This window comes from Spirosoma endophyticum (assembly GCF_900112365.1).
Lineage (GTDB): Bacteria > Bacteroidota > Bacteroidia > Cytophagales > Spirosomataceae > Spirosoma > Spirosoma endophyticum.
In genome coordinates, this window is sequence record NZ_FOLQ01000004.1 from 346,209 (window position 1) to 368,299 (window position 22,091).

Annotated in this window: 16 protein-coding genes; 6 read left to right on the top strand and 10 right to left on the bottom strand. The window is 48.5% G+C overall.

Going from position 1 to position 22,091, the window contains the following annotated elements; genetic code table 11:
• Positions 1–90 precede the first annotated feature (90 nt).
• Together BM202_RS13415 and BM202_RS13420 are read right to left on the bottom strand one after the other, a co-directional pair.
• Positions 91–1,515: a GDSL-type esterase/lipase family protein gene (locus BM202_RS13415; protein ID WP_093826820.1), complete on the bottom strand. Its 1,425-nt coding sequence runs from the start codon at positions 1,513–1,515 to the stop codon at positions 91–93.
• Positions 1,516–1,542: 27 nt separating this feature from the next.
• Positions 1,543–2,373: an alpha/beta hydrolase gene (locus BM202_RS13420; protein ID WP_093826822.1), complete on the bottom strand. Its 831-nt coding sequence runs from the start codon at positions 2,371–2,373 to the stop codon at positions 1,543–1,545.
• A 252-nt stretch (positions 2,374–2,625) separates the two neighbouring features.
• Here BM202_RS13420 and BM202_RS13425 point away from each other — a divergent pair, with 252 nt between their 5' ends.
• Together BM202_RS13425 and BM202_RS13430 are read left to right on the top strand one after the other, a co-directional pair.
• Positions 2,626–3,552, top strand: a complete 927-nt coding sequence (locus BM202_RS13425) for a bestrophin family protein (protein WP_093827262.1) — start codon at positions 2,626–2,628, stop codon at positions 3,550–3,552.
• A gap of 171 nt (positions 3,553–3,723) precedes the next feature.
• Positions 3,724–4,524 carry a GntR family transcriptional regulator gene (locus BM202_RS13430; protein ID WP_093826824.1) on the top strand — a complete coding sequence of 267 codons (801 nt, stop codon included), beginning with the start codon at positions 3,724–3,726 and terminating at the stop codon, positions 4,522–4,524.
• Here the strand turns inward: BM202_RS13430 and BM202_RS13435 are convergent.
• The 8 genes from BM202_RS13435 to BM202_RS13470 form a co-directional block, all read right to left on the bottom strand.
• Positions 4,514–5,221: an SGNH/GDSL hydrolase family protein gene (locus tag BM202_RS13435; protein ID WP_093826826.1), complete on the bottom strand. Its 708-nt coding sequence runs from the start codon at positions 5,219–5,221 to the stop codon at positions 4,514–4,516. The two genes, BM202_RS13430 and BM202_RS13435, sit on opposite strands and share 11 nt — an antisense overlap.
• A gap of 34 nt (positions 5,222–5,255) precedes the next feature.
• Positions 5,256–6,215, bottom strand: a complete 960-nt coding sequence (locus tag BM202_RS13440; RefSeq protein ID WP_093826828.1) for an alpha/beta hydrolase — start codon at positions 6,213–6,215, stop codon at positions 5,256–5,258.
• A 24-nt stretch (positions 6,216–6,239) separates the two neighbouring features.
• Positions 6,240–8,789 carry a hypothetical protein gene (locus BM202_RS13445; protein ID WP_093826829.1) on the bottom strand — a complete coding sequence of 850 codons (2,550 nt, stop codon included), beginning with the start codon at positions 8,787–8,789 and terminating at the stop codon, positions 6,240–6,242.
• A gap of 195 nt (positions 8,790–8,984) precedes the next feature.
• Complete coding sequence (locus tag BM202_RS13450; RefSeq protein WP_093826832.1) at positions 8,985–10,439, bottom strand: RagB/SusD family nutrient uptake outer membrane protein; 1,455 nt, start codon at positions 10,437–10,439, stop codon at positions 8,985–8,987.
• Between the two features lie 178 nt (positions 10,440–10,617).
• Positions 10,618–13,818 carry a SusC/RagA family TonB-linked outer membrane protein gene (locus BM202_RS13455; protein WP_093826834.1) on the bottom strand — a complete coding sequence of 1,067 codons (3,201 nt, stop codon included), beginning with the start codon at positions 13,816–13,818 and terminating at the stop codon, positions 10,618–10,620.
• Between the two features lie 36 nt (positions 13,819–13,854).
• Complete coding sequence (locus BM202_RS13460) at positions 13,855–15,348, bottom strand: L-fucose/L-arabinose isomerase family protein (RefSeq protein WP_093826836.1); 1,494 nt, start codon at positions 15,346–15,348, stop codon at positions 13,855–13,857.
• A gap of 153 nt (positions 15,349–15,501) precedes the next feature.
• Positions 15,502–16,764, bottom strand: coding sequence for an MFS transporter (locus BM202_RS13465; protein WP_093826837.1), 1,263 nt, complete (start codon positions 16,762–16,764; stop codon positions 15,502–15,504).
• A gap of 326 nt (positions 16,765–17,090) precedes the next feature.
• Positions 17,091–18,047, bottom strand: coding sequence for a hypothetical protein (locus BM202_RS13470; RefSeq protein ID WP_093826838.1), 957 nt, complete (start codon positions 18,045–18,047; stop codon positions 17,091–17,093).
• A gap of 696 nt (positions 18,048–18,743) precedes the next feature.
• On the opposite strand from BM202_RS13470, the gene BM202_RS13475 reads away from it, so the two are divergent.
• From BM202_RS13475 to BM202_RS13490, 4 genes are all read left to right on the top strand, one after another.
• Positions 18,744–19,073, top strand: coding sequence for a winged helix-turn-helix transcriptional regulator (locus tag BM202_RS13475; protein WP_093826840.1), 330 nt, complete (start codon positions 18,744–18,746; stop codon positions 19,071–19,073).
• Between the two features lie 7 nt (positions 19,074–19,080).
• Entirely contained in the window at positions 19,081–20,196 is a 1,116-nt protein-coding gene (locus tag BM202_RS13480) for a fatty acid desaturase family protein (RefSeq protein WP_093826842.1), read from the top strand.
• A gap of 81 nt (positions 20,197–20,277) precedes the next feature.
• Positions 20,278–21,180: an SAM-dependent methyltransferase gene (locus tag BM202_RS13485; RefSeq protein WP_093826844.1), complete on the top strand. Its 903-nt coding sequence runs from the start codon at positions 20,278–20,280 to the stop codon at positions 21,178–21,180.
• Between the two features lie 26 nt (positions 21,181–21,206).
• The gene (locus tag BM202_RS13490) at positions 21,207–22,085 is read left to right on the top strand and encodes a transglutaminase family protein (RefSeq protein ID WP_093826846.1); all 879 of its coding nucleotides are present in this window, start codon (positions 21,207–21,209) and stop codon (positions 22,083–22,085) included.
• Positions 22,086–22,091 lie beyond the last annotated feature (6 nt).

Below are 22,091 nucleotides of genomic sequence, written 5' to 3' on the forward strand. Positions count from 1 at the left end.
GTGTAGCCTGGACTTTCAGTTCGCGTAGTCGTAGGCTAAGTTATAATTAAGAGACTATTAACCTACAGCTATGCAGACTGGAAGTCCAGGCTATTGATACGTTGCTTTCAAAATAAACTCAACGATGGGTGTCGGATCGGGCAGACTGTGGGGATGATGCCCAATGCCGGGTTTATGGATGACCTGGATTTGCCCACCCAATTCTTTTACTTTCTGCTCGAACGGGGTTGTGTTTTCGCTGATCGGAACGGCATCATCGGCGTCGCCCACTACGTGCAGGAGCGGATAACCACCTTTCACAATCTCGGCAACCCGGTCAATGGGATTGCGGTTGAATGCCATGGCTTCCTGATCGGACTGGAAGCCATAGTCCTTTTTGAAGATTTCCCAATCCGCCGGACTGCCTTTAGCTTGTCCTTTGCCACCCGGCCAGCTTTTCAGATCCAGTACGGGCGCATCGGCATATACGCAAGCCACTTTTTTGGGATTCGCCAGCGCCCAGTTGTAGATGTAAACCCCGCCCCTGCTCAATCCTTCCAAGGCTACCTTTTTCGCTAACCCTGCTTTTCGGGCAAACGTATAGAAGTCATTCCAGGCCTCAATAGCTTGAGTATTTCCAAACAGTTCGGCCACATCGCAATAGACCAAATGAAAGCCCCTATCCAGCAAGGCAATATCCGTTTGGGGTTCGTGGCCCCAGAATCTGGCCCGCCATATCCACGGTAAGCCCTTAGCGGGTCGGCGGGGCTTTACCACTTTGCAGGCCCGGCCAGCCATTGAAAAATCGGCACAGTCGTAGCCGTAAAACGACGAGATCGTAACCGGTTCCTTGATTTTCGAAAAGAAGTCGAAACCCTTTTCCTCCTGACTGACGACGACCTCCTGCAATCGTTTGGCAATGATCGTAGCGCCCGCTTCATTGGGGTGCAACTGGTCAGGAAAATAGTCGGGATGGTTGATAAAAAGGGAATGCAAGTCGATCAATTCACATTTCTCCTCAAAGGCTACCTGCCGAATTCGAGGGAGTATCAATTGTGAAATGGCTTTTTCAGTCTGTTTGGTCGTATCTGTCAGGAACGAGGCAACGGGCAATAGCAACACAATACGCGGATGCGTAGGCAACTCCCTAAACGAGTGAATCAGCGTTTTGTAATCCGTGGCGAACGTATCGATTTGCAGTCGGTACGGCAGACGGCTATCATTTGTACCCAACTTAATAAATACAAGATCGGGATTGCTTTTCAGCGCATCCTGATACGCAGTCGTCGCCATGTATGAGTTGACCGTGTGCTTGAGTACCGTTTTCCCGCTTACCCCAAAATTTAGTATGTCGTAACCCGAGCCCAACATCGTTTGTAGCTGGGCAGGATATGAATCCTTCTCCCGCTGCGCCAGCCTGCTTCCATATGTAATGCTGTTGCCCACGCAGGCAATTCGCACCTTCTTTTGCGCGTAGACAACTGGCGAAATCAGGAAACTAAAAACCAGCAGTAGACAGACATAGTGCTTTTTCATGGGCTGTTAATGGCGCTGAGGGAACTGCTACTTACTCTTCTGTTTGTCAAAATATTGCCGCATGAATAGCACTTGATAATTCAGCGAATTATTCCAGTAATTCCAGTTATGACCACCGGGCCTGGTGATGTAATCATGGGCGATATTCCGTTCCAACAGCTTGTCGTGCAGGTTGTTATTGACGCGAAAGAAGAAGTCTTCGGTACCGCAATCAACGATGAGCGCCAAGGCTCCCGGTGTCAGCAAATGAAGTAAATTAATGACCGTGTTCTGCTCCCATCGCTCTGGAAACTGGGCGTAAGTTCCAAGCCGTTTCGCCATATCCCAGTTGTTGGGAAACGGGCGAATGTCAACCCCTCCGCTCATGCTACCGGCAGCCCCAAAAACGGTCTGGTGCCTGAACGCCAGATACAACGCCCCATGCCCACCCATGCTCAAACCCGTAATGGCGCGACCCGTTCGATCTTTGATGGTTTTATAATGACCATCCACCCACGTCACTAACTCATCAGCAACATAGGTCTCGTAGCGAAACGCCGGATCAGCGGGGCTATCGTAATACCAGCTCCCAAAACCACCATCCGGGCAGACAATAATCATTTGATACGTATCGGCAACCGCGCCAAGAGCAGGATCTTTTTTGGCCCAATCGCTATAACTGCCACTGTAGCCGTGAAGCAAATACAGCACGGGCAGCTCTTTTCCCTGCGAATAGGAATCTGGCGTTACCACAACTGCCTTAATGGTCTTTTTCATGGCCGAACTGTACGTATCGACTGTATCAATTTTAGCTGCCTGTACAGACAGGGTAATCAGAAGAAAAAGGCAACAAACAAACAACGTGCGAAGCGTATTCATGGACTCTTTTTTATAACAAGACACGCAAAACAAGGCAACTATAATTGGGTTTTCTACCCATCATCAGGCTCGGAAATTTCCAGAACCATAAAAGAAACACGACTAAGGAATCCAAATTTGGGGCCAATTGCGTACTTTAGCTCATCTGCTGTAGCGCGCAAATACGGATGCATTGCGTATGTAATGTATCTACTTACAGGCCGCCATCAGATACCTATCCAGTACATTTATTCCTCTTTTCTCTCAAAAACAGTGGTTATTTACAACGCAAAAGATTGGTTTGGAGCCCTTAAACATTTTCAAACCAGCTACGTTATCGAAGTGCTCCTTCGACGAGTTCTCTACATAGGTGGTTACGGCGTCCTGGTTACTATTATCAACCAGCATGTTGTCGACGTCGATGTTCCGATCGATAGTACCTTCTTTTCCCTGATGGGTATCTTACTGAGTTTATTGCTGGTTTTCAGGACGAATTCGGCCTATGATCGATTCTGGGAAGGGCGCAAACAGTGGGGGTCGCTGGTTAATTACAGCCGCAATTTCGCCGTTATAATGGACGGAATTCTTCCCGATGATGACCATGAGAACCGGCTTTTTTTCGCGCGCTCCCTGTCTAATTTCGCCCTGGCTCTCAAAGGTCATTTACGAGCCGGCGTCGATTTCACCGAACTGGAAGACCCCGGCGATGAGCACTTTGAATCCCTGCCGAAATACGGACACGTTCCCAGCCGAATAGCGGCTTTGCTGATGCGTCGGTTGCAGGTATTGAGCCGACACCGTATCGTTACCGATGCGGACCTGATTACCATCCGATTGTATCATCAGGCGCTGCTTGATGTGGCGGGGGCTTGCGAGCGTATCAAAAAGACACCAATTCCTTTCTCGTATAGCTTCTTCATCAAGCTGTTTATCACACTTTATCTGATATTACTGCCTCTTGTTCTGGTCGATACGTATCATTATTTCACGATTGTAGCGACGCTGCTGGCCGGTTACGCGCTACTGGGTGTCGAGATGATTGGCGATGAGATTGAGGAGCCTTTTGGTCTGGATTGCAATGATTTACCCCTCAATCAGATTGCCCGTACGATCCAGCGCAACATGCACGAAATTGTCGGTGAAGAGCTTTCATCGGTGGCGCTCGCCAAACCAGAAGTCGATTATATAAAGGTCAATTAATCGTTGATTTGCTCGTTCACACGTCTCTCCCTGATCCCATACGAGTTCCTGTTCATTACAATCGGGCAGGAACTCGTATATTTACGAGCCCTGCCAGACTGCTTACTGGCGTCGTTTCTATTGGTAATTTCACAGGTAAAAACGGGGCATTCTAGTCTATTAACCAGTTGAATGGAAAAGAAAGGGGCAACGGCTCAGATAGCAACCAATAAGGCGAAGTTCATCGCGCTTAGTGAAAGCATTATTGAAAAAATAAGAACTGGAGAACTACAGCCTGGTGACCAGATTCCGTCTGAGAATGAACTCATTAAGACCTTCAAAATAAGTAATACGACGGCGCGAAAGACACTGCTCGAAATCGAGTCTAAAGGCTGGGCCAGGCGCATAAAAGGGAAAGGTACCTACGTACTAAATCGCACGGAAGATCACCATTTGCTACGTACCCTCGGCTCGATTTATGCCACCCGACGTGGTTTTCACGATAGCCTGATTGCCGAAGGATTTACGCCCAAAAACATTGTTCTGGAGAAAACGATTTTGCCAGACGGCATCTCATCGGAGATCAACGGGCGGCATTTTATCATCGACGGCCCAGTCCTGAAACTGCACCAGCTTCGCTACGCCGATGAGTTGCTGATTAAAGATGAAGTCAAATATATTTCCTTGACGCTCTGCCCCAAGATCAATAAAATCCCGACGGAGGTTTCGTATTTTAAAGTTTACGAGACCAACTACCACTTGAAGATTTACGAAGTTCAGCAGACATTGGGCGTGCAAATCCTGCAACCCAACACCACCAACTTTGAACTGAATAAACCAACGCCGGTCTTTGTGCTCGATAGTGCCGTGATCTGCACCGGCGACAAAGTCGTGGAAATTGAGCAGTCGTATTACCACGGTGATAAATACAAATTCGCCGTTATCGCCAACCCGGAATACGATTATCGCCCGGCGAATCCAATTACTTCCTGAACCAATTCATCACTTCGTTGGCAATAACTTCGTGACCTTTCTTATTGGGATGGTTAACGTGTGACATATAGTTTTTTAACTCACCCCGTTTAGCGATCTGCTTAAACTGCGAATACGGATCAGCCAGGCCAACATGATACTTTTCAGCAAGTTCATGAATTTGCTGTACATGCGGTTCCAAGGGGTTTTTAAGGTCCAGAATATCCAGTCGCTGATCGGGCGAAGGTGTCATCAGGATTACGTTTACGTTTTTGGCAAGGGCCGACTGGATCATTTTCTCCCAGGCTTCTTTTATCTTGTCGATCTCCGAGAACCGGTCGTTCAGGGCGTAGTCGATGAACAGCACATCGGGTCTGTGAATCAGTACGTCCTGCTCAAACCGGGTCTGGCCTTTTATGGCGTTTTCTCCACCAATCGCCGTAACAATCACATTGATAACTGCATACGGATACAGCGTTTTCAGTTTAGTCAGCACTAGATTGGGATACGACTCCAGCGTGTGTACTTCGTGGTCATGCCAGAAACCAGCCGGAACCGAGTGCCCATGAAACACCAGATTGATCGTCCGATTTTTCGGCCAGACCATATTCAATTCCGTTTTCACAGTGGCCAGATACGTAGCAGAATCGGCTTGTTGAGCTTTCGTCCCAAAGGATATACTCAGCAATAGAGCGAGGAAAAGACCTATTTTATTCATTATCGGTTAGTTGCACTAAAAGCCTGTCCAGATTTCATTTTCTTGCCACTGGAAGGTATTTCTCAAACCAGTCGGCCAACACATTTAAATCCGATTCCCAGGTTTCTTCCCATCCGTGAGCACCGCCCTGGTGTACAATCAGTTGAGCGGGTACGCCAACAGCTTTTAACCGCTCGATAAATCGCTTCGACTGCTCAAGCGGTACGATAGGGTCCTCCGTTCCGTGGAGGAGCAGCGTTGGTGGATCATCATTGGAAATTGCAAGGTAAGGCGATAACGATTGCATGATCGTCAATTTCTCCGCTCTGGATTTACCGTCTACACCAAATTGCGGCCAGTAACGCCGTACCGTATCACAGTCAACAAATAATCTGCCTGCGTTTCCAAAATTGACCAGATCGGCCGGCGGGAAGAAGCAGGCTACCGCTTGTACCTGGCTGGAAACCAGATCAACCGAATCAACCTGAACAGCCTGCTGAAGCGAATCGGGCACTAGTTTGCGGCCAACTCCTGTACCAATTGACAACGAAAGATGACCGCCGGAACTCATGCCTGAGATACCTAACCGATTGGGATCAACACCATATTTGGCCGCATGAAACCGGATAAAGCGCACCGCCCGATGAACATCCTGAATGACTTCGTGAACCTGAAATTTGGGCGCTGAACTATGGATGACCAGGAATACGGTCTGGCCACGATCAGTAAAATAATGGAAATGCCTGCGTCGCTTTTCAATCATGCTGATATCGGAATGCCAGCCTCCACTCAATATAAACACGACCCCAATACCGTTGGGTCTGGCCGGTTTCAGCACATCCATAGTCAACGCCGTGCCAAACTTATGACTGTATATAACATCCCGAATACGAGCTACTTCGTCATTCGTTTCCGGATGCTCAATAATTACATTCGCACCAACAAGCTCCTGTCCGTTAGCATATTGACACCACCCGGCTACTATCAGTAAACTAATTAAAACTAATTTTTTCATTGAACGGTATAGTTGTCATTTCTCTCACCAGAACGCCACCAGATCACCCGTCACGTTTTCCACTACGTAGTGCTTACCGAATTTCGTATCGCCGGGCTTGAACGCGGTCTGGCCTTTTTTCCAGGGATAACTCGTGTTTGAGTAGACGTGCAGATCCGCATCGGTGATGGAATCATCAGGATAAATGCGAACCGTTGCGTTCTTCAACCCTGTCAGACGCAGGCACCGGTTCATGTGTTTCACGCCCGACGTCATTTCCTGACATGATACGATGCCATCGGCCTGATCGACAAAAATCCGGCTTTCACGATGCCAGGCTTTTGGCATGTTGTAAACCGAATGTCCATCGGCTAATTCGGTTTCATAGCCCGTCAGAATGGGGGCGCCCTGCGGCAACTTGAACCGATGCGTGATGGTTGTATTGGGACAATAACCCGAGAAGAAAAAGCCGTTGCTGCCTCTGGAAATGGTCAATACCGGGTTCTTCACCGACGGATTCCGCTTGTCAATTCGGTAGTCCAGCCCAAACTGATTCAATACGTAGCGCATAAGCAGCGGCCCCGTGAAAAGTTGCTCAGGGTCGTCGGGAGCCAGGAGTTTTCCGCCCGTAAACCTGCTCGAATTGGTGCCACGCACGTAGGCCACCTTACCCCCTTTCCATTCCGGTTTTTCACGTACCCACACTACGTCGCGTTCGTTGTTGGCCTGGCTCATTTTTGCCAGCACTTTAGTACCAACGTCGGCTTTGTTCTTCACCAACGTAGCGATGCCCCCACCCGAAAACAGCGCGCTGTGGACAATCTTATTGGGTTGTTTTTTCGTCAGTTCGTCAAGCGTGATGCTCGAATTTACCTGAAACTCGCCGTCAAGCGCTGTTGTATTCTGGAGATTCAACAGGTTCAGGAAAGCGGGGCCAGCGTGATCGGCGGGGCCATAAATGAGCAACTTACCGCCATTCTGCACGAAATCAATCAGCGTTTTTTCGAGCGACGAATTGGCTTCCGGCACAATAGAAACCAAGATCGATTCATTGAAAAAAGCCGGTTTAGTCGCCAAGATTTTCTGAAGTGAGCCCGTTGACGTAATCGTGTTCAACGGAAAACCGTTGTTAATTGCCTGACGGATAAGCCAGTCGCCATAGTAAATTTCTGGCAGGCGCTCGGGTTGCTTGTAGGCCCAGCTATGGTACTCATCGAAGGGATACACCCAAACCAACGGCCCCGGTGCAGTAGGTGAATCGTATCGGGCTTTCAGAATATGGGGTGTCACCTCATCTGGAACCTGCGCGGGCATCTCGCCGTAGGAATTATCAGCCGTCAGAAAATTCAGGTGCGTCGGCAACCGAATTTCCCCCTTCGCGTTGATACGTGCCACCGACATTGGCAGGTAAATATCATGCGGCTCCTGACCATAGCGATCCAGCCACGGACTATTGACCCACCAGGGATCATGGGTGTAATAACGAAACAGATAGCGTTCGTCGGGTAGCTCGGCCATCCGCGACATATAGCCCACCATTTCCAGACCAAAATCACCATCCAGAGCCGCCCAGGGCGAATTGGGCGGGGGTAGCATGTTGTATTTCCCGTTGTAAATCTGCTTCAAATCGACGCCATCACGCGCTAAATCGGCCCCTGTTGACAGATTGGTGCCACGTGTCTGGATCTGAAAGCCAGGACATTCCTTGCGAAACAGATTCCAGAAACCAGCAATCAGCGCTTTGGTATTCGCCAGTTTTTCGGGCGCAAACGCCTTGCCATTAAAAATAGCGCCAGTCGACGACCAACCTTCAACGCCAAAGCCAAAGCCGTTACTAAGCCAAATGAAATCGTAGCCCAAATCGGTCAGAAAATGCTGACTCTGCCGCCCCAGGAACGTACCAAATGGCGTGTTGGCCGGAATACCTTTCGGAAATCCGGCATAGGCGTCCGTGTCGGCGTTTAGCGTCGAATAACAACTGACCATTGTCTTGTGGCCCATCGCATTGCCGCCGAGAATTTCCGGGTGCTTTTTGTACTTAAACTCCGATTTCGCAAACTCCGGTCCCGGATCGAACGTAGCGCCAATCATAATAGGTTTACCGGTGATACGCTTGCCCGTTTCTTTCAGCGTCTGGATGATGAATTTCAAATCGCCATACGTGAACGCTGGCGGGTTTTCCATGTACAGATACGCCCGCTCGTGAAGCGATAACTCTTTCGGACCAGAACCGACTTCGTGCTCCGTATTGGGATTACCAATGTAGCGTGCCCATTCCAGCGGTTGATTCAGTTTGCCTTTGTAGTCCAGAATTTCCGACCCATCCGACGTCCAGAGCATCACCGAAACCGTGTCAGTATGACGTAGCAAAGACGACCATTGCGTGAATAATTCGGTCGCCACCTGTTGAATATACGCCTTATCGTTTTTCTTGAACGGCTTCAGCGACGCTTCCAACGTGATGTTGTTAAACGGCTTACCCCGTAGCGTCGAGTTGTCCAGATTTGGCGTATCAGTAATGGAGAGTTCTGAATATGTAAAGCCAAAAATGGCCAGACACACTACACAGAGCAAGGTTATTAGTTGGGTACGCATGGGTTGAAAAAGTTAGGATCATCGGCATTTTACACCACGGCAGCGGCCGACCACCCCAACCCCTCCCCTAAAAACTAGGTGAGACGGTCAGCCGCTGCCGGGCTAAAAAAACGGGCGAGACTACTCCTTTCCCCTTAATTCGAGCCGGGCGGCCGGTGCGGGGAGGGGTTGGGGTGGTCGGCCGCTGCCGTGGGGTCAATACCCATTATTCTGCTTCAGTTTTGGGTTCAGGTCAATCTCGGCTTGCGGGATCGGGAATAATAGCTCAAAATCCTGCACCGAAAAGTTAAGTTTCTGACTGGCGTAGTGAGCGTTCAGGACCGTTTGCGCACGTCCGGTTCGGATCAGATCGAACCAACGATGTCCCTCATACAAAAACTCCACCCGTCGTTCACGTTCGAGCGCCAGTCGTAAATCAGCCTGAGCAAGACCCGCCAAGGCGGGTAATTTGGCCCGCTGACGTACCTGATTGATGTAAGGCAACGCATCAGCGGCTTTACCCTGTTCGTTCAAGACTTCTGCATACATCAGCAGTAAGTCGGCATACCGAAGAATCGTAAATGAAATACTCCCATCACCGGGGTCAACGGCCTTAAAATCAACGAATTTCAACCCGTAGCGGCTATATGATTTCTTGCCACCAATCAACAACACCGAATCATTGACGGATACCGCTTTACGCGCATCGCCGGTTTCGTAGGCTTTGGTTAGATCCAGCGTCGGCACGATACGGCCCGCTCCCTGCGAATTTCCCGGAAAGATTGCCATGCTCGTAATGGCGGGCGTGAACAGCGTCGAGTAATTATTTCCCAACGTTTGGCCATTACCAGCCGTCTGGCCGGATAGATAGTCGACTTCCAGGATTGTCTCTGCCAGATTCGTATTGCCGTTGGTCGACAGCGTTTTGTAGTCGGCAACCAACGAATATTGTTTGGAGTCGATCACTTCTTTCAGTTTCGTTGCTGCCAGATCGTAGCTCTGCTGCGTCAAATAAACCTTGCCCAACAACGCTTTCACAGTCATCTGCGAAGCCCTCGTTTTATCAGCCACCAACGTAGCGGGTAATAGCGTTTCGGCGCTGGTCAAATCGGACAGAATCAGCTTGTAGACATCTTCTTTGGGTCTCAATGTTAAATCGGCGGCTGCGACCTGGGCCGGGCTGCTGAACGTTTCGTTCGTAATGGGTACGTTACCAAACAGACGCACCATGTAGAAATAGCTGAACGCCCGCAGAAACTGCGCTTCGCCTTTGATCCTGTTTTTGGTGGTCTGATCGAAGTTAACCGCGTCAATCCGGTTTAAAATGTTGGTACTCTGCGAGATCGTATACAAGCAGGAATTCCAGACCGCCCGGGCAAACGCGTTTGTCGCCGTCACACCGTTCTGGTCCATCTGCATCTCATCCGCCGATGGCGATGACCACTGAATCTCGGTATTGTCGGTCGTTAGTTCGCTCATGTACAGAATATTGCTACTGCTGTACAAGCCCCGAAATGTACTGTACACGCCAACCAGCGCCGTTTCAAAATCATTTTGATTCTGATAGAAGCCCTGATCACTAATTTGATATTCCGGCTTCAGATTCAGGAAATCCTTGCAGGAATATAAGGTGGCCGTCAGAAATAGTATGGCCAGTATTCGCTTTTTCATAGCAGTAAAAGGGTTGTTAATCAATATATTGATTAAATTTATGATAAGCTACCCCACCCCCTTCCCCTCCCCTAAAAACTAGGGGAGGGACTAAAAACGGGCGAGATTGCTCCCCTCCCCTGGTTTTCAGGGGAGGGAAGGGGGTGGGGTAGATACCGAAATACGAGTTCATATCAACTTAAAAAGTCACGCGCAGGCCGACAGTATAGGTTCGTGGGTTTGGATACGAGAAAAAATCAACGCCACTCTTAGCAAGATTATCGCCACCGGTGCTGCCTTCCGGATCGTAGCCCGGATATTTCGTGAACGTGTACAGATTCGTGACGTCGGCATAGACCGAAAGTGCCTGAAGTTTCAGTTTGCTAATCATTGGCATTGGAAAGGTGTACGACAGATTCACATCCCGAATGCGGGTGAATGAACCATCAAAAAGGTACTTGGTGGTTCCGGCACTAAACCCAAACGCGTAGTCGTTACGTATCGCACGGCTGTACAATCCGGCTCCCGGACTTTCCGGCGACCGCCACCGATCGGCCATTGCTGCCAACTGATTTTGCACCCCGGCACCATTTAGATTCACCTCGCCCCCCTGGAAATAAACCTGATTGCCATACGTACCATTTACGCTGATGCTCAAGGCAAAATTTCTGTAACTGAATCGGTTGCCCAGCCCCCAGGTGAACTTCGGCCAGGGATTTCCAACAATGGTTCTATCGGACGTATTGATCGTGCCATTGCCATCAGCATCCTGATATTTATAGTCGCCAGGTTGCACTCTCGGGTTCTGAATCGGACTTTTGCTGATCTCCTCCTGCGTCTGGAAAACACCCAGAATATTGAGCAACCGGAAGCTGGAAATCGGGTAGCCAACCTGCGCCACCTGGTAATCGGACGTAACGATCCGGGCCGCTTCTGAATTGAGCGCCGTCACTTTATTTCGGTTCCAGCTAATGTTAAAATCGGTATTCCACTGAAACGGTCCTTTGCCAATGTTTTGCGAATTCACTGACAGCTCAAGTCCCTTATTTTCAACCTCACCGATGTTCTGAACAGAGTTGTTAAAGCCTGAAGCCGACGGCAGCGTTACGTTCAGCAGCAGGTTCTTTTTAAATGTCTGGTAGGCATCGACCGTAAACGACAAGCGGTTCTGAAACAGAGACAAGTCCATACCCACGTTGGTTTGCAGTGATTGTTCCCAGGTCAGTTGATCGTTGGCCAGACTGTTCGGTACCACACCCGACACAATCTGCCCGTTCGCTACGGTACGCGCCACGCCCAGCAATCCCTGCGTCGCGTAGTTTGGAATCTGATTATTTCCCGAAACGCCATAACTCGCCCTGATTTTCAGGTCGCTGATGAACGTAGCCGATTTCATAAACGGCTCATCTGATAGCCGATACGCTGCCGAAAGCGATGGGAACGTACCCCAGCGATTTTTCGCCCCAAAGCGCGAACTACCATCCTGCCGAATGGTGGCGGTAAGGAGATATTTGCCAGCAAACGTATAATTCACCCGAGCCAGCCACGACATGATGGACCATTGGCTAATGTAATTCGTACCCGTCGAAACGGTTCCAGCGGCCAGATAAGGCACGTAATCCGTCGAGAAACCCGTAGCGCCAGCCTGCAAAATCTCATCCGAATTTTTCTGGATGGTGTAACCCACTAAGGCATCGACGTCGTGCTTGCCGCCAAACTTATGTCGGTAATTCAGCGTGTTCTCGTTCAGCCAGTTCAGGCTTTTCACTTCCGTTGAACCCGCCGTTGCCGCCCCTGTACGGCTGGTCGCGATCCCCACTTTCGACGATTTCCACAGCCGCGTTACGTTGTTGGAATAATTTACGCCGATGGAAGTTTTTAAGATGAGACCAGGTGCAAGTTCAAATTGTAAATAGTTGTTTGTAAATACGTTGGTGTTGTTACGTTTGTCCGAAAATTCAGAAGCAATAATCAGTGGATTTTCAACCGGAATTCCCGTTGGGCTGGAGAATTCAGAATAGGGCGTACCGTCAGGATTACGCACAGGAATAGTTGGATCACTGGCCAGCGCGGCCGAGATCAACCCCCGATATTGCAAGTGCCCCTCCGCGCGGGCGAAATCACCGTAAGAATGTGCGCCAGAAAACGAAGCACCGATTTTCAGGCGCGGGCTGAGGTGCGCGTCAATGTTGGTACGTAGCGTGAACTTATCAAAGTTAGACCCAATCAGGATGCCTTTCTGGTTAAAATAACCACCTGATACGTAGTAGCTTACGTCTTTACTCGTACCACTGGCCGACAGTTGGTAGTTGTGAACCGCCCCTTTCCGGAAAATAACATCCTGCCAATCGGTGCCGTAGCCTTCGTCGGCAAACTGTGATGGATTACGGAATTCGGGTTTCACCTGCGTGGCCGTGCTACGTACGCTGTTCGGGTCGGAGGCTTTACCACCTGCAAATACCCAGGCGTTGTCACGGCCTTCGGCCACAAATTCAGCATATTGACGGGGCGTCAACAACTTCATTTTTCGGGCTAATTCCTGCATCCCCGTTGAGTGCTCGAACGTAATGGTCGGTTTGCCTAATTTGCCTCGTTTGGTTGTAATGATCACTACCCCGTTGGCTCCACGAGAGCCGTAGATAGCCGTTGCCGATGCGTCTTTCAATACCTGAATCGACTCAATATCAGATGGATTGATTATGCTGAGCGGATTGATCCGGTTGGTCGAACTGCTGTTTACGATGCCACTTGCTGTGTATGAGTTCGCTCCAAAACTACTCAGGTCGGACCCACCGCCCCCCGTGCCAATAGCATACCCATCCACTACGTATAAAGGCGAGTTTCCACCCGTAATCGAGCTGATTCCGCGAATAATCACATTGACGTTTCCACCCGGCGCCCCCGATGTTTGGGTAATCTGAACACCTGCCACTTTGCCCTGCATCATCTGATCGACGCTCGTGGCCGACGGCACCGGTACCAGATCTTTGCTGGTTAGATTGACGATGGAACCCGTTAAATCTTTCTTGCGCTGGGTACCGTAGCCAACCACCACTACGTCCTGCAATTGCTGCTGGTCGGTTTTGAGCGAAACATTAATCGTTGATCGAGTGCCAACAGAAATCTCCTGTGGCGAGTAGCCGATAAAACTGACTACAAGCGTTGCGTTAGCCGATACATTGAGCTTGAAGGTTCCGTTCGCATCCGACGTAGTGCCGTTCTGGGTTCCCTTTTCGGTTACGGTTGCACCAACCAGAGCTTCGCCGTCTTCAGTAGCGGTGATTTTACCGCTCACCGACACTTTGTTCGCTTGGGCCGATGCAACCTGAACAGCGGCCAATACACTTAACATGCTGCAAATCACCAGGAGTCGCAGTCGATGAAATAAAAAATGGTTCATGGTTAACGGATTAAGGTTTAAGAGCTTATGGGATTTTTACCCTTGTATGATCACAGATTCAATCTTGAGGTAATCGGCAATTTTCTGGATCGTTTCGGCGTGATGGCCAATGCCCAACGCGAAGTGATGCGTAGGTCCTTCGCTGATCCATCGTTTGAGAAACGTGCGAACATCGGGTTTGAAAAAGCCTCGCGTGTTGGTGTTGCCTGTCGGGGGAATAGGCCCTGCAATCGACTCACCCTCAGCGATGACGAATTTCATTTTGCCCTCGTACGTCGAGCTAATGCTCAGCATCGTAATCGGACCTTCCTTGATTTTGAATTCGACACCCGCGCCAAAACCCGGTTTACCGTGGTACTTTTTCAGACTACGTAACACCGGCTGCCCTTCGGCAATGGCGATATTGTGGGGGCCATCGTGACCCACCAGCACAAAATCTTCTTTGAAATCAACCGGGTGAAATTCGGCGAAGCTGCCGCCAATGCCCAGGCGTTCCATAATGAGCATCGCGATACAGGTTTTCAAATCCGATTCGCCACACATCGGGAAGCCCGCACCCTGAAGCAAGGAATTGCCGACGATCAGGTTCGACATCACTACCCGCGTGTCGCTGTTATCCGGGCCATCGTAGTAATAGGCTAGTCCATCGAGTTTTTTTAGCTTCACAAATTTTTCCAGCGCTACGGCAGCCTGAGCGGCAATGTGTAAATCGGAATCCCGCAGCTTTTCGGAGATCGGATCAGAAACGGGATCAGGCGTATCGAAAAAAGCCAGAATCCGCTCTTTTACTACGTCGATTTCTTCCTCCGTAGCCTGATGATATTGCGTAACAATTTCGTGGGCTTCGCACTGAACAATGTGCGCCCCGAAATGAGCCGTCAGCATGGTCGAGTCGGAGTGCATGTCGAGCATGGCCTCAATTGGATGCCCAATGTGCCCGATTTTAGCCGTTTTCAGGTCATGGAGAACAGCCGCAATTCGGCAATACGTTTCAATTTCTGCATCGGCAGCGGGGTCGTCATATAACGTACCAATGATCACCTGGGGTACCTTTTTTCCCATCCGAACGGCTACACCCGCAAACTCGGGCAAAGAACAGATGTCGTCATTGTATAATTGCAGATACGTTGACGCACGGCTGTAATCCATCGCCTTGTCGGGCTGGAGCGCTACCAGCACAATCGGCACATCGATGCTCTTGATGATGACACCGAACGTACTCGACGTAGCATAGGTCAGCATATCGCAGAAAATCAGGTCCAGATTGGCCGCATTAAGTTTGGGCACCATCTCGTAGGCTTTCGTTACGTCGTCTACCAGACCGAAGTCGATGATTTCTACAGAATCGAGTGCTTCGATTTTTTCAATAAAAATCGACTGTTTTTTCAGCATGTCGTCCAGCAAACCGTCGAACTGGCCCCAGTACTTGAAATAGCCTACGCCAAACACCCCGATTCGTGGACGTGTCTTTTTTCGTTTTACAATGCCAGCCTGCTGTATCGCTACGTCGTTTAGAGATTGGAGATCCATATGTTAAGGGTTTATGTCTTTCTAAAACTAACTTAGTGCACTAAGTTAAATTGAACGTGTTTTGTGAATGTGAAGAACAATTACTTGGTTTAGGAATTATAAACGGGGGCTAATTGACCGGTAGGTTTTGGCCCCCTTTAGGGGGTTGGGGGTTTATAAGCTCACATCAATTGAATTTGGAATTACTTCGTCCTGGTCGGCTCCCAGATTCAACGCTTTAATCGTGGGAATCAGCCAGATGAGCAAGCCAAATGCTAGCGGATATAATAGCCCCGATGCGACCCAGAGGGGTCGATACGAGTAGTTCTGGATGATTATGCCCATTAGCGGATTGAGCAGCAAACCTGATACAGCTCCCGCCGTTCCAGAAAGTCCAACGACCGTGGAAGTCGCCTTCTGGCCAAACATATCCGAGATGGATGTAATATAGTTGGTAATCCAAAACCCATGCGCAAACATGAACACCGACATTAGCGCAACGGCTACGTGTACCGACGAAACCCACTCAATAGCTGGGGCGGCAAGAGTTAACAAAGCGGCAATACCCATTACAGTTTTCCGAGCTCTATTGACAGAAAAGTTATGCGTGATTAGCTTTCCCGAGAACCAGCCGCCCAGTACGTTGGCGATACCCAGCGCCAGAAACGGAATCCAGAATAGCTTCCCAATCTGGTCAAACGATACATTACGCACCGAACTGAGGTATTTCGGAATCCAGAACATCATGAAATAGAAGACCGGATCGAGCAAAAATCGAATAATTATAAATACCCAGGTTGGCCGTTTTTTGAGCAGATCCAGAAAAGGTACTGTTTCTGTAGGCGCTGCTTTAATTGACGTATTAACGGCTAGATTTTCTTTTCGCCAGGGAATCAGTAGCCAGGCAATTACCCACGCTATACCAATAAGGCCAGGAATGAGAAAGCCGCCACGCCAGCCATAATTTCCCGATAGCCAGATAGTTAACGGTGGTGCAACGACCGCTCCAATCGCCGAGCCGCCAATAGCGATGCCATTCGCCAGCGCTCGTTCCTTTTTGTCGAACCAGCGGTAAACCGTCCAGGCGGCTCCGGGAAAACAACCGCCTTCGCCAATGCCCAGCATAAACCGAAAAGCCAGCAATTGCGAAAACGAGGTCATAACCGCATGCAGGCTGTTTGCCACCGACCACAATCCAACCGAAATTGCCAGTCCCCTTTTGCCACCAACCCGGTCAATCAGCCACCCGCCTAAGGTGAACATGATAGCGTAACTGATCAGGAAGCTGGTGTTAATCATACCATATTGAACATCCGTGATATGGAACTCCTCCTGAATCTTGATAATCGCAATCGACAACACCTGCCGATCCAGAAAACTCAGGCCAGTCGCGATAAAAAGAAGGAAAACAATTAACCAGCGGATATTGGTATTCATATAACTTAACGCACTAAGTTAACTACCACAAAGATATAAGGATGTGATCCTAAAAATCAATAGGTATGGCATTTTTTTTCAATCAAATAGAAATAATTTTATACAGTATTTTTCGCTTGACAGTAGTCAAGTACCAACTACATTACTCTTTTTCATAATTGATCAGTTCGCCATCGTCGCTACCTAGTTAGTAGCCATATTGGGCTTAGCTTGCAGAAAAGCGCACCCGATGCCGTCGATAGATTATAGGCTTGCCACCCACCATACAAATCTGTTTATCAGTTGCTTATGTAGCTTTCTGAATCATTGCATAAGCTGTTCCGCAGCTATGACTGACTTTTCTTACTTCGGGTAAAACCAGGACGTAGCAATATGAACGCGAGTAACCAGAAGAACGCTGGAAGGAGGATCTGGCTGTAGGAAGGCGGAAAGTCAACTGACATAAAATCATCTACGGATTCGTCATAAAATGCTTTGAGCGAGTCGTTTGGCTTTAAGATCTCGAAATCGTCTTTACTGATAGGGATGACACGTTCCTGTTGCTGATACCGAATGGTGGCGCTGTAATCGTACCAATCAATAAAATCACGCTTGGAGTGTTTAAACGGCCATTTTCGATCGGTATCCAACACTCGAACAGTCACCTGCTGCCCATCTGTTTTTAAGTGCTGATAATACTGGTAATATCGCCACGTGTCGAAGGTAAAGAAAACGGCCGCAGCGAAAAGCGTAGCCACAAAAACAAAGCGAGCCAATGATTGCAAAAACGGGACAGGCAGAACGGTGGCTATAACACCGGAAATAACAAAGAAGGTAGCTATGGACAGAAACAGGCAGAAAAATAACAGGCGGTTCTCATTACTGAAAAACCGGATGGCCGTCCACTCAATCAACCGTGATGTTCGCTTCGATTGATCAAAGTGAATTTCATCGCCCGGTTGCCTAACCGCATCGTAGCGGGGGTGATACAGTAATTGAACGCGGTCGCCTACACTGACATAGCTAGTATCTCGTACGTAGCGGGTTATATAGTCTTTTCCTTTGCACTCGACAGTCAGGTACACACTATTTCCCAATATATCCCGCCACGACCGCTGGGTATGATCTGCCCGATTTACAGTTACTGAAACGAGCTGTCCTTCTTTGATAAACTCACGCTGCACCAGCGCTTCCTTATAGACTTCCCAAAATGCCCAGGTGGTAAATCCTAGAATTACTGCAACAATCAGCGAGATCAGGAAGTTATAAACGCGACCCAATGACGTAAATAGTTCTTTAAGCATCCCTTTTGTTGTGTAGAAAACACCTTCCCAAAGTATAACAGAGCTGAAAACTAAAGAAATGGAAAACCGGCTGGCAGTAGCTTCCGTAAGTAACAAAAAATAAAGGACGTTTTAATTCGGCAAACTCGTTGAAAGGTTTTTTTCGGACACTGAACTGGCGACAGAAAGACAATAGGATTTAATTAACGAAATGATAACAATAGACAGGGTGGGCTCGAAAGGTATGTTTACCCTATCTTTGGCGATATACCTGTTTTGGGCAGCATTCGATAACTCCAGTTTAGAAGACCCGTCGCCTTTAGTAAGCTGGTTTTCTTTCACTTATTATTAGGTTAGAAGCTTACAAATGTGTAAGTTTGTTACCAAGCAAACAAAGGCTCAATTTTAACTTATTTCCCTTACTCCGTAGATTTCTTTCTATTAGTATGTGTAAGGGCAACTACTCAGCTGTAGTCATTATTTTTATCTGACATTGACTGAACAGATAAATCTCTCCTAATTCCAGTCAAGTTCAAGCACCTCATTTTGTTAACTACCCTATTTGGTACTACTTTTAATTTTTTGCCATACTCTGCCATTAGCCGTTCGCATCTTATCGAAGATACCAACCAATTTGTCTTAAGTAAGCTTAAATAATTTCAGAACTGGCCAGAGCTGGGCAATCACCTTTTTTCGGTTCCGTTAATTAACAAGTACATGACAGGTGACCGAAGTGATTTACCCTTAGTACCGGATCTGAATTTAATTAATCAAAGCTTAGCAATCGTCTGTGGCAAATGGCGGCTATATATCATTCTGCTCTTAGGTAAGCAAACACTACGTTACGGAAAAATCAGTGAAATGCTACCCGGCGTAAGTGAAAAAGTATTGGCCAGCGAATTAAAAACGCTTGTGGCGTTAGGTGTCATGAAGCGTAAGGCATATGCCGAAATTCCGCCACGCGTGGAATATACATTAACAAAAAAAGGCCTCCTGATATTACCAATTCTAAAGCAAATTCAGGAAATTGGCCGTATTTTCAACTGATTTATCAATGTCAAACCCGCTAAAATTTAAAGATTTAAATCGATCACAGTTTTTTGTTACGGCCCGCAAACGAGTCGATGCTTATTTTAAAGAGAATAGTATTTCGCCCAATGCCAATGGGGCGATGTGGGCAAAGGCAATTTTCTTCCTGGCTGGCTACGCACTGTTTTACGGCCTTATCCTATCCAATCAGTTTGGGACCTGGGAAATGTTAGGGCTGGCACTCCTAATGGGCGTGTTTGCCGCCTGTATTGGCTTCAACGTATCGCACGATGGCCTTCATGGCTCATTTTCAAGTCATAGCTGGGTTAACCGACTGATGGGTAATAGTTTTTATCTGATAGGCGCCAATCCGTACGTCTGGAAGATTACCCATAATATCGTTCACCACACCTATACCAATATTCCGGGTCATGATGAAGATATCGAAGTGGCTCCGGGTCTGGTACGGCTGGACCCCGACGAAGAACTTCGTCCCTGGCACCGGTTCCAGCATTGGTATACGATTCCCTTATATTCTCTGGCTTCTCTTTCCTGGGTCTTACGGAAAGATTACGTTAAGTTCTTTAAGGGTAAAATTGGCCATCACGACACATCGTCGCATCCCCGCAAGGAGTACGTTAAATTGTTCATATCCAAAGGTTTATACTATCTTTTCTTTTTAGTTATCCCGTTTCTGGTACTTGACCTGACGTGGTGGCAACTGGCTATTGGTTTTGTTCTGATGCACCTGGCCGAAGGGCTGGTCTTAGGGCTGGTCTTCCAGTTAGCCCATGCCGTGGAAGGTACTGCTTTCCCAATACCCGACGAAAATGGGGATATGCAAGCTGCCTGGGCCATTCACCAGATGCATACAACGGCTAATTTTGCGCCCGATAGTGCGCTGGCTGCGTTTATTTGTGGTGGTCTGAATCGCCAGATCGAGCATCACTTATTTCCGAAGGTTTGTCATATTCACTATCCGGCCATTGCTCATATCGTTAAGCAAACGGCCGAGGAATTTGACCTGCCATATCTGGAAAATGAAAGCTTTGGCTCGGCTCTTCAGTCTCACTATCGCCTTCTACAGAAACTTGGGCAACCGGTAGTCGAGGATATCAAAATGTATAGCGTAGCCGACTGATCAACTTTGTTACATCCATTGATTCTGGTAGATTGCAGGCGTACTCACCTTTTCTATTGGTATCAACTTCCTCCCCGGCCTATGGCTTCTCAGCAAGACCTCGATTTTACGTACACCACTATTGACAAAATTTTTCGTCTGAGCATAGGACAAACCGGTGATTATAGCGGGGCCATGTATAACGGCGATTTTTCGCTCACACTGGAGGAAGCACAACGACAGAAGCATGCATTCATTGCCGATAGTCTGGGTGTGAAGGCTGGCTCCAAGGTGCTCGACATGGGCTGTGGCTGGGGGCCTTTTCTTACATATGTTAAAGGACGTGGCGCTGATGCACGCGGGGTAACGCTTTCAAGCGGCCAGGCCGAAGCTTGCCGAGCTAACGGTTTGAATGTAGAAGTCAAAGACTGTCGACTGATTACGCCCGCCGATTACGGCACGTTCGACGCCATCACCTGCATTGGCGGTATGGAGCATTTTTGCTCCATTGAGCAGTACAAAGCGGGTCAGCAGGATCAGGTTTACGCTGATTTTTTCAATAATCTGTATGACTTGTTGCCCGTTGGCGGACGGTTTTACATGCAGACGATGGTATTTGGCAAAAACATGATTCCATTGGAAGAGATCAGTCTGGATGCTCCGAAGCATTCTGACTCGTATGCGCTAGCACTGATGATTGCCCAGTTTCCGGGTTCGTGGTTACCTTATGGGGCCGAGCAGGTGATACGTAACGCCCAGCCTAAATTCAAACTCATTTCCCAAAGCAGTGGCCGGCTCGACTACATCGAAACCATTGGCCAATGGCGGAAACGGTTTCGTGCATTCAATCTGAAAAAGTATCTTCTTTACGCTTCGCTGCTCCCCAAGTTATTGACGAATAAACCTTTCCAGGATTTAATCGCGGTGTTCCGGGTCAGCCCAAACCGCGTATGTTTTCAGCGGGAAACAATGGAACATTACCGGTTAGTGTTCGAAAAAGTGTAACTTAGAGGACAACCACTTCATTAACTATGTCTGTCCGTATCGCTATTCACCACCACACCCATTATGAATACGATCGGTTGGTTTTACTCTCCCCTCATCTAATACGACTAAAACCAGCGGCTCACGCAAAGGCGTCAATCGAATCATATTCATTGACCATTGAACCGGCGAATCACTCCCTGCACTGGCAACAGGACCCTTTCGGCAACTTCATCGCGCGAATCGACTTCTGGGAATCTATGCAGAAGATGTCCATTAAGGTCGAAATAACGGCGCTTCTGGAACCGATGAATCCCTTCGATTTCTTTCTGGATACCTATGCCGAATCGTTTCCTTTTGACTATGAGTACCAGCTCAAAAAGGACCTGACGCCGTATCTGGAAGTTACCGAACAAGGTTCACTTCTGAAGCAGTGGCTACAGAAAATAGATCTGACGAAGCGAGGTACTGTCGAGTTCCTGATTATGCTTAACCAGCAGATTTTTCAGGATATTGCGTACACTACTCGAATGGAACCGGGTATCCAAACCACCGAAGAAACACTGGAACTAGCCATTGGTTCCTGCCGCGATTCGGGATGGTTACTGGTACAGGTTCTGCGGCATTTCGGGTTAGCGGCTCGCTTCGTTTCCGGTTACCTGGCCCAGATTATTACCGACGAAACGAAACGTAACAATCCGACTGGAGCCAATGAAGACGTACTGGCCCTACACGCCTGGGCCGAGGTGTTCATACCCGGCGCTGGCTGGATTGGCCTTGACCCTACATCAGGGGTACTAGCGACAGAAGGCCACATCCCGTTGGCCAGTACGTCTGATCCGCTCAGCGCAGCCCCCGTAACCGGCACTACCGAGATATGTGAAACGACAATGACGTATAGTAATACGTTAGATCGTTTACCCTGATTTTTA